Origin of the sequence: Paracoccus sp. UBA889, from assembly GCA_002294185.1 — a bacterium.
Taxonomy (GTDB): Bacteria; Pseudomonadota; Alphaproteobacteria; order Rhodobacterales; family Rhodobacteraceae; genus Paracoccus.
Genome location: DBFD01000046.1, coordinates 130194 through 142859, shown reverse-complemented (window position 1 = coordinate 142859; position 12666 = coordinate 130194). Strand labels below are relative to the sequence as shown.

12 protein-coding genes and 1 other RNA gene are annotated in these 12666 nt (G+C 67.4%); 9 read left to right on the top strand and 4 right to left on the bottom strand.

Annotated features, from left to right (window positions below):
- From B4L36_RS08695 to B4L36_RS08665, 7 genes are all read left to right on the top strand, one after another.
- Positions 1-720, top strand: a 720-nt coding sequence (locus tag B4L36_RS08695; protein WP_292955473.1) for an AMP-binding enzyme, incomplete at its 5' end; no start/stop codon positions are given.
- A gap of 133 nt (positions 721-853) precedes the next feature.
- The gene (locus B4L36_RS08690) at positions 854-1111 is read left to right on the top strand and encodes a DUF4212 domain-containing protein (RefSeq protein WP_292955471.1); all 258 of its coding nucleotides are present in this window, start codon (positions 854-856) and stop codon (positions 1109-1111) included.
- Positions 1112-1124: 13 nt separating this feature from the next.
- Complete coding sequence (locus tag B4L36_RS08685) at positions 1125-2933, top strand: sodium:solute symporter family protein (protein ID WP_292955468.1); 1809 nt, start codon at positions 1125-1127, stop codon at positions 2931-2933.
- 66 nt (positions 2934-2999) lie between these two features.
- Positions 3000-4811 carry a DUF294 nucleotidyltransferase-like domain-containing protein gene (locus B4L36_RS08680; RefSeq protein WP_292955465.1) on the top strand — a complete coding sequence of 604 codons (1812 nt, stop codon included), beginning with the start codon at positions 3000-3002 and terminating at the stop codon, positions 4809-4811.
- On the top strand, positions 4808-5335 hold the full coding sequence (locus B4L36_RS08675) for a hypothetical protein (protein WP_292955462.1): 528 nt from the start codon (positions 4808-4810) through the stop codon (positions 5333-5335). Before B4L36_RS08680 ends, B4L36_RS08675 begins: the two co-directional genes overlap by 4 nt.
- Positions 5307-5678, top strand: coding sequence for a response regulator transcription factor (locus tag B4L36_RS08670; RefSeq protein WP_292955459.1), 372 nt, complete (start codon positions 5307-5309; stop codon positions 5676-5678). Before B4L36_RS08675 ends, B4L36_RS08670 begins: the two co-directional genes overlap by 29 nt.
- Positions 5672-7660 (top strand): 3'-5' exonuclease, encoded by a 1989-nt coding sequence (locus tag B4L36_RS08665; protein WP_292955456.1) that lies wholly within the window; start codon positions 5672-5674, stop codon positions 7658-7660. The genes B4L36_RS08670 and B4L36_RS08665 overlap by 7 nt, the downstream gene beginning before the upstream one ends.
- Here B4L36_RS08665 and B4L36_RS08660 read toward each other — a convergent pair.
- The 3 genes from B4L36_RS08660 to B4L36_RS08650 all read right to left on the bottom strand — a co-directional run bounded on the left by B4L36_RS08660 (position 7600) and on the right by B4L36_RS08650 (position 10177).
- Positions 7600-8082 (bottom strand): hypothetical protein, encoded by a 483-nt coding sequence (locus B4L36_RS08660; RefSeq protein ID WP_292955453.1) that lies wholly within the window; start codon positions 8080-8082, stop codon positions 7600-7602. The two genes, B4L36_RS08665 and B4L36_RS08660, sit on opposite strands and share 61 nt — an antisense overlap.
- A 130-nt stretch (positions 8083-8212) precedes the next feature.
- An RNA gene (gene ffs, locus B4L36_RS08655) (signal recognition particle sRNA small type) lies at positions 8213-8309 on the bottom strand.
- Between the two features lie 41 nt (positions 8310-8350).
- Positions 8351-10177 (bottom strand): bifunctional 2',3'-cyclic-nucleotide 2'-phosphodiesterase/3'-nucleotidase, encoded by a 1827-nt coding sequence (locus tag B4L36_RS08650; protein ID WP_292955450.1) that lies wholly within the window; start codon positions 10175-10177, stop codon positions 8351-8353.
- Between the two features lie 360 nt (positions 10178-10537).
- Between B4L36_RS08650 and B4L36_RS08645 the strand changes: the two genes are divergently transcribed.
- Positions 10538-10987, top strand: a complete 450-nt coding sequence (locus B4L36_RS08645) for a hypothetical protein (protein WP_292955448.1) — start codon at positions 10538-10540, stop codon at positions 10985-10987.
- Here B4L36_RS08645 and B4L36_RS08640 read toward each other — a convergent pair.
- The gene (locus B4L36_RS08640; RefSeq protein WP_292955445.1) at positions 10978-11844 is read right to left on the bottom strand and encodes a prephenate dehydratase; all 867 of its coding nucleotides are present in this window, start codon (positions 11842-11844) and stop codon (positions 10978-10980) included. The two genes, B4L36_RS08645 and B4L36_RS08640, sit on opposite strands and share 10 nt — an antisense overlap.
- Positions 11845-11962: 118 nt before the next feature.
- Here B4L36_RS08640 and B4L36_RS08635 point away from each other — a divergent pair, with 118 nt between their 5' ends.
- The gene (locus B4L36_RS08635) at positions 11963-12517 is read left to right on the top strand and encodes a c-type cytochrome (RefSeq protein WP_292955442.1); all 555 of its coding nucleotides are present in this window, start codon (positions 11963-11965) and stop codon (positions 12515-12517) included.
- Positions 12518-12666 lie beyond the last annotated feature (149 nt).

The window sequence follows — 12666 nt, the reverse complement described above, 5'->3', positions numbered from 1 at the left end:
TGGTGGCAGACCGAAACCGGCGGCCACCTGATCACGCCGCTGCCGGGCGCGACCGAGACCAAGCCCGGCTCGGCCACGGTTCCGTTCTTCGGCATCAGGCCGGCCATTCTCGATGCCGAATCGGCCAGGGTGCAAGAGGGCAATCCGGCCGAGGGCGTGCTGTGCATCGCCGATAGCTGGCCGGGCCAGATGCGGACCGTCTGGGGCGATCACAAGCGTTTCGAGGAAACCTATTTCCAGCAATATCCGGGCTATTACTTTACCGGCGACGGCTGCCGCCGGGACGAGGACGGCTATTACTGGATCACCGGCCGGGTCGATGACGTGATCAATGTCAGCGGCCATCGCATGGGCACGGCCGAGGTCGAATCGGCATTGGTCGCACATGAGAAAGTCGCCGAGGCAGCGGTCGTGGGCTATCCGCACCCGGTCAAGGGACAGGGGATCTATGCCTATGTCACCCTGATGAGCGGGGTCGAGCCGACCGAGGAATTGCGCGCCGAGCTGGAAAAGTGGGTCCGCAGCGAGATCGGCCCGATCGCCAAGCCGGACCTGATCCAGTGGGCGCCCGGGATGCCCAAGACGCGATCGGGCAAGATCATGCGCCGCATCCTGCGCAAGATCGCCGAGAATGACTATGGCAGCCTGGGCGACACCTCGACCCTGGCCGAACCCGAGGTGGTGGAAGACCTGATCGAGAACCGGATGAACCGCGGCTGAGCGGCGCCGGGAGAATACGGGGCCGCCCGCCGGCCCCGAATCGCGTCACGCGCAGCCCTGACGGGGCGCGACCGGGATGCAGGACGGCAAGGCGGGACGAGGGACATGTCTGAACAGGGAGGACCGCAAGGACATGAGTGACAGAACATCATCGAACGCCTACTGGCAGGCGAATCTGCGGATCATCTGGATCTGCCTCGCCATCTGGGCACTGGTATCCTACGGCTTCGCGATCATCCTGCGACCGCTGCTTTCGGGCATCAGGATCGGCGGCACGGATCTGGGCTTCTGGTTCGCGCAGCAAGGCGCGATCCTGGTGTTCATCGTGCTGATCTTCTTTTACGCGGCGCGGATGAACAAGCTCGACCGCGACCACGGCGTGGACGAGTGAGCGGGGATCCAACATGAGCCAGTTTACCCTCAACCTGATCTTCATCGGCCTCAGCTTCGCGGTGTATATCGGCATCGCGATCTATGCGCGGGCCGGATCGACGGCCGAATTCTACGCCGCCAATCGCGGCGTCCACCCGGTCATGAACGGCATGGCCACGGCGGCCGACTGGATGTCGGCGGCCAGCTTCATCTCGATGGCGGGGCTGATCGCCTTTACCGGATACGACAACTCGACCTATCTGATGGGCTGGACCGGTGGCTATGTGCTGCTGGCGATGCTGCTGGCGCCGTATCTGCGCAAGTTCGGCAAGTTCACCGTACCGGAATTCATCGGCGACCGCTTCTATTCGGGCACCGCGCGGATCATCGGCGTGATCTGCCTGCTGATCATCTCGATCACCTATGTGATCGGCCAGATGACCGGGGTGGGCGTCACCTTCTCGCGCTATCTGGAGGTGTCGAATTCGACCGGGTTGTGGATCGGCGCCGCGATCGTGTTCGTCTATGCCGTTCTTGGCGGCATGAAGGGCATCACCTATACGCAGGTCGCGCAGTATATCGTGCTGATCATCGCCTACACGATCCCGGCGGTCTTCATCGCGTTGCAACTGACCGGCAATGTGCTGCCGCAGACCGGTCTGTTCGGCTCTCTGAACAATGGCAGCGGCAAGTTCCTGGCGACGCTGGACAAGGTGGTCACGGATCTGGGCTTCAATTCCTATACCGGGCATCACAAGTCCACGCTGGACATGGTGCTGTTCACGCTGGCGCTGATGATCGGCACGGCGGGACTGCCGCATGTGATCATCCGTTTCTTCACCGTGCCCAAGGTTTCGGATGCACGGTTGTCGGCGGGCTGGGCGCTGGTCTTCATCGCGCTTCTCTATACCGTCGCGCCGGCCGTCGGCTCGATGTCGCGGTTCAACCTGACCACGACGATGTGGCCGGGCGCCGCGACCGGCGAGACATTCAGTCAGCCGGCCGTGTCGCTGGACCAGATCCAGAATGATCCCGACAAGGCCTGGATGCGCAACTGGCAGGTCACCGGCCTGCTGAACTGGGAAGACAAGAACGGCGACGGGCTGATCCAGTATTACAACGACACCGCCACGACCGGCCCGGCGGCCGAGATGGCTGCCTCGCAGAACCTTCAGGGCAATGAACTGACCACGGTGAACAACGACATCATGGTTCTGGCCAATCCCGAGATCGCGAACCTGCCGGGCTGGGTCATCGCCATTGTCGCCGCCGGCGGTCTGGCCGCGGCCCTGTCCACGGCGGCGGGGCTGTTGCTGGCAATTTCGGGCGCGGTCAGCCACGACCTGATCAAGGGTGCGATCAACCCGGCCATCAGCGAGAAGGGCGAGCTTCTCGCGGCCCGCATCTCGATGGGGGTCTCGATCCTGGTGGCGACGCTGCTGGGTCTGAACCCGCCGGGCTTCGCGGCGCAGACCGTGGCCCTGGCTTTCGGTCTGGCGGCAAGCTCGATCTTCCCGGTGCTGATGATGGGCATCTTCTCCAAGCGCGTGAACAAGCAGGGCGCGATCTGGGGGATGCTGGCAGGGATCCTGTCCACGCTGCTCTACATCTTCACCTACAAGGGCTGGTTCTTCATCTCGGGCACCAACATGCTGGAGGATACGGCCGCGAACTGGCTGTTCGGCATCTCGCCCGCCTCCTTCGGCACGATCGGGGCGCTGATCAATTTCGGCGTCGCCTATCTGGTGTCGAACGCGACCGAGGAACCGCCGATCGAGGTGCAGGAACTGGTCGAATCGATCCGCGTGCCGCGCGGCGCGGGCGACGCCGTCGCGCATTGAACCGAATCCGGCCGCGCCCCCTCATCAGGGGGGGGCGCGGCCAGCCATGTCACGGGAAGGCCAGGGATGTCCGACAGCGTCGATTTCATCGCCACCGTGCACCCCTATGACAGATTGAAATCAGAGGATCTGGCGCGCGTCGCCGGAACCTTCACGCACCGGCATTATCCGGCCGGAACCGGGATCTATCAGGTCGGCGACAGGCTGCCCGGCCTCTATCTGATCCGGACCGGCCGCGTCCGCGTCACCGACCGCAACGGCGATTCGGTGTCGGAACTTGGGCCGCGCAATTCGTTTGGCGAACGCGGTCTGCTGCGCGACGGCGTGGCCGTGACCTCGGCCACGGCCATCGAGGATTGCGAGATCCTGATGCTGCCCGCCGCCGATCTGAGGGCGCTGATCCGCGACCATCGCGCGGTGGCGCGGTTCTTCGAACGGGGCCGTGGCCCCGAGGGGCGCGGCGCCCGGATCGCGACGCTGAAGGTTGGCGATCTGCTGGGTCGCCGCGCGCCCGTCGCCTGCGGTCCCGACACCCCGATCATCGAGGCCGCCCGCCGGATGCGCGAGGCCGGCGTCGGCAGCATCGGCATCACCGAAGACGAAAGGCTGGTGGGCCTTCTCACCATCCGCGACATGTCGAACCGCGTCGTGGCCGAAGGGCGCGACGCCGGCGGTCCGGTGCGGGGCGTGATGACCCCCGATCCGATCACCCTGCCGCCCTCGGCGCTTGGCTATGATGTGCTCAACATCATGCTGGAACGCCGCATCGGCCATCTGCCGGTCGTCGAGGACGGCCGCTTCGTCGGCATGATCAGCCAGACCGACCTGACCCGCGTGCAGGCGATCAGCGCCTCCGGCCTGATCCGCGACGTGGCGCAGGCCGGCAGCGTGGCCGAGATGGCCCGCATGACCGCGCGCATCCCCGATCTGCTGCTGAACCTCAGCCGCGCGCATCAGCGTCACGAAGTCATCACCCGCATGATCACCGATGTGGCCGATGCCGTGACGCGGCGGCTTCTGGACATGGCCCGGGCGCAGCTCGGGGCGCCGCCGGCGCCATTCCTGTGGGCGGCCTGCGGATCTCAGGGGCGCCAGGAACAGACCGGCGTCAGCGATCAGGACAATTGCCTGATCCTGGACGATGCCGCCGATCCGGACGATCCCTATTTCGGCGAACTCGCACGCTTGGTCAGCGACGGGCTGAATGCCTGCGGCTATGTCTATTGCCCCGGCAACATGATGGCTACCAATCCGCGCTGGCGTCAGCCCCGCACCGTGTGGCGGGCCTATTTCCGCGACTGGATCGCCCGTCCCAGCCCCGAGGCGCAGATGCTGGCCAGCGTCATGTTCGACCTGCGCGCCATCGGCGGCGAGGCGGGCCTGCTGGCCGATCTGCAACAGGATACGTTGCAGGCGGCCTCGAAGAATTCGATCTTCGTGGCGCACATGACCGCGAATGCGCTGAAGCACCGCCCGCCGCTGGGCCTGATCGGCGGTTTCGCCACGATCCGCACGGGCGAGCATCGCCACCATATCGACATGAAGCACAACGGCGTCGTGCCGGTCACCGACATGGCCCGCATCCATGCGTTGCAGGGCCGGCTGACGCCGGTCAGCACGCGGGCACGCCTTCAGGATGCCGAGGCCAAGGGCGTCCTGTCGGGCAGCGGCGCGCGCGATCTGATCGCGGCCTATGACCTGATCCAGACCATGCGGCTGGACAACCAGGCCGATCTGATCCGCGCGGGCCGAAGGCCCGACAATTACCTGTCGCCCGGCGATCTGGCGGATTTTCAGCGCAGCCATCTGCGTGACGCCTTTGTCGTGGTCAGGGGAATGCAATCTGCCCTGGGGCAGGGAAAGGGAATGCTGGCATGACGGGCGTGGGCGTCGAGGTTCTGGGCGTGATCGCGGTCGGCGTCGGCACCGCCGCGTTCCTGTTTGCCATGCTGCACGCGCTGCGCAAGGCGGGGCTGGCACTGCCGCGCTGGCTGCTGCCGGCGGGGATCGGGCTGGCGATGATTGGCTATTCGGTCTGGAACGACTACGCTTGGTATGACCGCGCGGTGGCGCGTCTGCCCGATGGCGCGCGGGTGCTGATGGTGGGCACCGGCAGCGTGGCCTGGGCGCCCTGGACCTATCTCGCGCCGCTGACGCTGCGTTTCGCGGCGCTCGATCCGGCGACGATCACCGACCGGGACGGGATCCGGCGCGCCGAAATCCTGCTGGTCGAGCGACGCGGCCAGACCCTTGTCGTGCCCCAGGATTTCGACTGCGCGGCCGGGCGGATCAAACCCGCGCGCGGCGATTGGGTCAGCGCGGCGCCCGACGATCCGGTCTGGGCCGTCGTCTGTCAGCAAGGAGGAGGGAAGGATGGCCCGGATCCTGGTGATCGAGGATGAGGACAACATCGCCACCGCGCTGGATTTCCTGCTGACGCGCGAGGGGCACAGCCACGTCCGCATGGCCTCGGGGCAGGGTGCGGTGCAGCGCATCCGCGAGACCCGTCCCGATCTGGTCCTGCTGGACGTGATGTTGCCCGATGTCTCAGGCTACCAGATCGTGCAGGATCTGCGTGCCGACCCGGCCCTGTCGGGGATCCGCGTGCTGATGATGACGGCCCGCGGCTCTGTCGTCGAGCGGCGCAAGGGGATGGCGCTTGGCGCCGACGGATTTATCGCCAAACCTTTCGAACTGGACGAATTGCGCGCCGAGATGACCCGCATTCTGGCGGAACCGTGCTGACCCGCCTGTCCCTGCGCCTGCGGATCTTCCTGATCTTCGCCGGCCTGGCGGCGGGGATCGTGGCGGCGATCGGTCTGGGCCTTGCGGTGGCCGGCCGCAGCCTTGCCGAGCTTGACGCGCTGATCGAATTCGGGCTGGACCTTCTGATCCAGGCCGGGATGGTCGCGGGCCTTGCCGCCGTGGCGCTGGTCACCGCCATCTGGTATCTGTTCGACCGCCACATCGCCCGCCCGATCGAGGTTCTGGCGGGCGGGCTGCGCACCGGGCAGGCGCCCGAGCCGGACGAGGCGCGCTATCTGGCCGATCTGGGCCCGGCCGTGCGCGACGCGGCGGCGGCGCGGGCGCGGACGGATCAGGCACTGACCGCCGCCCTTCACGATCACGCCGCCCATCTGACGCGGGAAAAGGCGGCGCTGGAATCCATCCTCGCCGATTTCGGCGCCGGCGCGCTGATGACCGATCCGCACGGGCGGGTGGTGTTCTACAATGCTTCGGCCGCGCGGCTGCTGCCGGGGCTTGCGCTGGACCGCCCGCTGCATCGCCATATCGCGCCCGGCGCGCTGGAGGCCGCCGCCGCGCGGTTGCAGGCGGGCGCCGAGGCGACCGACCTGGTCTGCCTGACCGCGCAAGGGACACGATTGTCCGGCCGGATGCGGCGGCTGGATGAAGGCACGCTGCTGATTTTGCATGAGACGGCCCCGCCCCGGCCCGCGCCCCGCGACGCGCTGGAGGCGCTGCGCCGACACGCCGCGACACTGGTGCCGATGCTGAACGCGCTGGACGGACCGATCCCGCCTGCGCTGGCGGCCGCGATCCGGGCCGAGGGGCAGGGCCTGGCCCGCGCCACCCGCCGCCTGTCCGAGGTCATGACCGACGCGCCGCCCACCGCCCGCGCCGGGCTGAACGAACTGGCCGCGGGACTGGATCGCGCGACCGATCTGCCGCCGCTGTCGCTGCTGGCCGAGGCGGATGCGATCGGCGCGCTGCTGCGTCTTTTGCAGGATCGGCTGCGGGCGATGGGCCAGGCGCCCGCGCTGCGTGTCGCGGCGGATGATCCGGGCGAGGCGCATCTGCTGCTGGAATGGGACGGCCCGCCACTGCCGATGGACCGGCTGGAGGACTGGCTGCGACAGGCGCCGGATCCGGCGCAGCCCGACCGCAGCGGGGCCGACATCCTGGCCGCGCATGGCACCGGCATCTGGCCCGAAGCCGACGATTCGCGTGCCCGGCTGGTCCTGCCCCTGCGACGGGCCCCGGACCGCATTGGCGGTGCCGGGCTGACCTATGATTTCGCGCTGCCCTCGCGCGCGGCGGCCTCGTCGCGGCTGGCGGATCTGACCTGCGTGGTCTTCGATACCGAGACGACCGGACTGGATCCGGCCCGGGACCGGATCGTGCAGATCGCGGGGATCCGTATCGCGGGCGGCCGCCTGACCGGCGAGCGGTTCGAGACGCTGGTCGATCCGGGACGCCGAATCCCCGCGCGCGCCAGCGCCATTCATGGCATCACCGACCAGATGGTCGCCGGCGCGCCCGACATGAGGACCGCGCTGATGGCGTTTCACCATTTCGCCGAGGATGCCGTGCTGGTCTGCCACAACGCGCCCTTCGACATGGGCCTGCTGCGCGCCGCCACACCCGAATCGGGGGCGCAGTTCGACAACCGGGTGCTGGACACCGTTTTGCTGTCAGCGATGGTCTGGGGTGGCACGGTCGCGCACACGCTGGACGCGCTGGCCGAAAGGCTGGGGATCGCGATTCCGCCCGATCAGCGCCACAGCGCCATGGGCGATGCGATCGCCACCGCGCAGGCATTTCTGCGGCTGATTCCCGCGCTGGAAGCCAAGGGCATCGCGCGCTTCGAGGATACGCTGGCCGAGGCCCGCCGGCATCGCCGCCTGATCGGCAATGCCAATCCCGATCACAATTCGATCTCGGGGGCGTCCGGGTCGCGCGGCACCGAAGGCCCGTCCGGAGACTGATCGGGGGATTGATCGGCGCCCGGCGCATCCGGATCCGGGAAATCGCGAAGATTCTCGCCGATGGGCGGCGGCGGCGGGGCGCCCGGTTTGCGGCGGATCACGATATCGCCGTTCTCCAGCCGCCGGGGCGTCTCGTAATTGCCGAGATCATCGACCAGCACGGCCAGATCCTTCAGCACCGGCGCCATCCGCGACAGCGCGCCCGACATGTCCTCGCCCAGCCGGTTCAGATCGGGGCCGACATCGTTCCACAGATCCTGAAACAACATTCCCAATCCGCGCCCGATCAGATCGGTCGGATCCTCGGCATCCTGCGACCGACGCGGCGCATCGGCCGGCGGCGGCTGGTAGGGCGCCTGCGCCGGGGCGGGCAGGGGCAGCAGCAGCAACAGGGTGGCCAGGGCGAAGGGGCGCGTCTCCATGCCGCAATGATGGGCGCGACACCGCCACGACGCAAGACGGAATGGATACGGAACGGATCGTCAATGCGCCTTGCGGCCATGATCGCGGTTGCGCGATGGCATCGCGGCCGGTTCCGATCCGTGGTTTGAGGGTGAGAGGCTGGACAACGACCCAGGCGGGGCTCGTTACGGCTGCTTCCTTCCGGACCTGACCGGATTGGCGAGATGCCTGCCCGCGCCAACCTCTCGGCGCGACAGATAATCGGCGGGCAGAGCCGATGCAACCCCGTCAGAGGAAAAGTCTGAACCGCACGAAGCCATCGCCGGAGGCGCCGGTATGGTCGAGGCGGCCGGGCAGATGGCGTTCCAGTTCGGCCAGATGGTCCAGGCTGCCGGGGCCGGTCTCGAACAGCACGCTGGTGCCGGGCATGGGGGCGAAGCGCCAATGCGCGCGGTGGCGGACCCGGATCCGGCGGCGCCGGCGAATGTAGTGGCGCAGCACATCGCGGGTCAGCGCCCCGTCCTTCAGCGCCACCTCGTTGCCCGCGACCAGCGGGCTGAACAATCCGCAAGAGGCGAGGCGATAGGAATTGGTCGCCAGCACGAAGACATCGCGGTCCTGCAACGGCCGTCCCTGCCAGCACAGATCGCGAATCCGGCAGGCGGCCGCGTCGGCAAGCCGGCCATCGGGGCCGAAGCGTGCGGGCTGCGACAGATCGACCTGCCACGTCACCCCATCCACGACGTCGAAATTGTAGCAGGGAAAATCCTCGGCCAGCAGCGGCTGATCGTGACCGCCCGGCGTGATCCGTCTGAACATCCCGGCCGCACGTTCCAGCCAGTCGCGCAACTGCGCGCCATCCAGGCGGATCGCGCAGATGCGGTTCGGGAAGGAATAGAGATCCGACAGGCTGCGCAGGCTGAGCCGCCCGCCGGGGACGTCGGTGTAATGGCCCGGACCGCCCCTTCCGCCGGCCCGGAACGGGGCCGATGCCGACAGCACCGGCAGATCCTGCCAGCAGGTGCCACGCAGCCCGGCCCGGACGTGCCAGCGTTGCGCCATGTTGACCAGCCGCAGCCCCGGATCGACGCCGATCAGCGCGAAGTAGCTGGTCAGGGCCGCGTCCGACCGGCCGACACGCCGGCGCAGCTGGCGCAGCGTGTCGCGATGATCGGCCATGACGGGGCGGGCGATCTCGGGCGCGGCGGGCAAATCGGCGGGCACGGTTTCGGCCCGGCAGTCGAACGCGGCGACCTGCCAGCCGCCGGCGCCGTCGCGGCGCAGCCGCAGGTCGATGACGCCCAGATGCGATCCGCCGAATCCCGCCATCACCGCAGGCTTGCCGGCCAGCGTGCCGCGCTGCGGGTCGATGCCCGGAATGGCGCGGAAATCGCGACCCGGAAAGACCTGATGGGTGTGGCCCGCAATCACCGCGTCGATCCCCGGCGTCGCGGCCAGGGCGGTGGCGGCGTTCTCCATCCCCGGTCGCGCGGCCGGATCGCCGATTCCGGTATGGGCCAGGGCGATGACGATCTGCGCCCCCGCGCGGCGCATCTGCGGCACGATCCTGCCCGCGGTTGCCACGATGTCGTCGCAGATCAGGTCCGAAGACAGGTCGCGGTCCCATTCGGCGGTCTGGGGAGGCAGGAAACCGACCAGCCCGATGCGCATCGGCACCTGCCGCCCGGCCACGTCGCGCAGGCTGCGATCGACGATCGCATAGGGGGCAAAGCCGCGCCCGCGCCGGACATGAAGATTGGCCGCCAGAACGGGAAACCGCGCCCGATCGGTGGCACCGCGCAGGAATGCCAGCCCGAAGCTGAAATCGTGGTTGCCAAGCGCGGCGGCGTCATAGGCCAGCGCGTTCATCGCGGCGATGGCGGGATGGGGACGGTCCATACCGGCGGTCCTGCGCGCCGCGAAATCGCCCAGAGGCGTGCCTTCGAGGAAATCGCCGTTGTCCAGCAGCAGGCAATTGTCCACCTCGGCCCGCCGCCGCGCGATCAGCGACGCCGTGCGCGCCAGACCGCCCCGTCCGCTGGGCCGATCGGCAAGGTAATCATAGGGCAGCACATTCATGTGCACGTCCGTGGTTGCCAGGATGCGAAGCGCCACGATGTCGCCGGATGGGGCCGAAGCCCCCTTTGTCGCCTCCCCGGAACCGTCGGGCATTCATCACTCCATACTGCCAGACGATCTGGTGTCCGGGCGCTCAGCGGCGCGGTGCCCAAGCTATTCGGAACAGTCGCTAAAAACAACTTGAGATTGAAGAAAAAATCTTTGCTCCCGTCAAGAAACGGCGGATCCTGACCAAAAGGACAGATTTGAGCAGGGCGTGGCTGGACGTAAAGTCCGATTTGTTCACCAGTGCTTTTTTAACGAGTTCCGTCTTCATTGCCCGTTTCGGTTGAACTGTCTTCGTTGTTGGGCTTAGCTGCGCCCCAGTGACGGCTTTGACGACGGAATATTGCAGGCATGAAGTTTTCGACCCGAATCGATACCGATTCCGCTGCCTCGGATCTGTTTGACACGGTTGGAAATTTCGATCGCATCGAACGGATGCTGACCCGCCGCGGCGCGGTCATCACCCGGATCGATCCGGCGCAAGAGCCCGGAACGGGCGTGGGCTGGATGATCGGCTTCGACTGGCGGGGACAGCCGCGTCAGCTTCGTCTGGAGGTCACGCGCTATGATCGGCCAGAACGGATGTCCATGGTCGGGCAATCCGATTCCTTCGATGTCGCGATCGACGCGACCGTGGTGGCCCTGGGCCGCGCGCGGTCGCGTCTTATCTTCGAGACCGGCCTGCGGCCGCGCAGCATGCGCGCCCGGCTGATGGTGCAGACCGCGAAGCTGGGCAAGGGCCAGCTTGATCAGCGCTATGCCCGGCGGATCAATGACTTTCTGACCGATCTTCAGGTCTGATCCCCGGGCCCGCTCCGCGATTGCGCCTCGCGCAGCGGATCGGCCGGATAGGTGCCGAGGATGGTCAGCATCGAGGTGAAAAAGCCCAATTCGTCCAGCGCGCGCCGCAGGGCGGGATCGTCGGGATGGCCCTCGACATCGGCATAGAACTGGGTCGCCGAGAAGACGCCGTCGACCATGTAGCTTTCCAGCTTGGTCATGTTGACGCCGTTGGTCGCGAAACCGCCCATCGCCTTGTAGAGCGCGGCGGGAATGTTGCGGACGCGGAAGACGAAGCTGGTCAGCATCCTGTCCGCCCGGCGGCTGTCGTCGGGTTGGCGCGCCATGATCAGGAAGCGGGTGGTGTTGTTGGCGTGATCCTCGATCTGGTCGGCCAGCCGGTCGAGACCGTAGATCTCGCCCGCCAGCGGCGCGGCCAGCGCGGCCAGCGACGGATTGCCGCGGGCGGCGACCTCCCTGGCCGATCCGGCGGTATCGGCGCCCGTCATCGGGCGGATACCGTGGCGGCGCAGAAAGCCCCGGCACTGACCCAGAAGGACCGTGTGGCTCATCGCCTCGCGGATCGCGGTCAGCGGCGATCCGGGCACGGCCAGAAGGCTGATATGGACCCGGACGAAGGCCTCGTCGATGATGTGCAGACCGGATTCGGGCAGCAGGTGATGGATATCGGCCACCCGGCCATAGGTCGAATTCTCGACCGGCAGCATGGCCAGATCGGCCTCGCCCGTGCGGACCGCCTCGATCACGTCCTCGAAGGTGCGGCAGGGCAGGGGTTCCATCTGCGGGCGGGCCTTGACGCAGGCCTCGTGGCTGTAGGCGCCGGGTTCGCCCTGAAAGGCGATGCGGTTGATGTTCATCCGTCCTGGTCCGCTGTCCGAAATTTGACCCTGCGCGGGTAACTATACCTTGAACCCCGAAAGCGAAAGCGGATAGATACGGTGCGAATTGAAGAGGCTACCAGCGGGGACCGCACGCATGTTCAACACCATGACCCTGACCAAGGCTGCCGGCGCGCTGATCGGCGCGCTTCTGTTCCTGCTGCTGGCCAACTGGTTCGCAGGCGGGTTGTATCAGGTCGGCGCCGGCGAGGAAGGCGGGGCCGAGGGCGAGGAACAGGCACAGGCCTATTCGATCCCGGTGCCCGAAGCCGGCGCCGCCAGCGACAGCGCCGGCAGCGCGGCGCAAGAGCCGCAGATCGATTTCGCCGCGCTGATGGCAAAGGCCGATCCCGCCGCCGGCGAGAAGGTTTTCGGAAAGTGCAAGACCTGCCACAAGCTGACCGGCTCGAACGCCGTCGGTCCCTACCTGAACGGTGTTGTCGGGCGGGCCGTGGCCTCGGTTCCGGATTACAGCTACAGCGATGCGATGACCGCCCACGCCTCGGAAGTCGCCGAATGGACGCCCGAGGCGTTGCAGGAATTCCTGGCCGACCCCAAGGGCGTGGTCAAGGGCACCAAGATGTCGTTCGCCGGGCTGAAGAAGCCCGAGGATCGCGCCGATGTCATCGCCTATCTGGAATCCCAGAAATAGTCGCTTTCTTGCGTTTTCGAACTGGCGGAGCGGAACAGAGGGCGTGGCGGGGCCACGCCCTTTTTCGCCGCGATCGGGGCCAATCATCGGCCTGCCGCGCCGGTGCGGACGCATGGGCGTGAAAGCGGGGCTTCCCCGCCTGCCTGCAA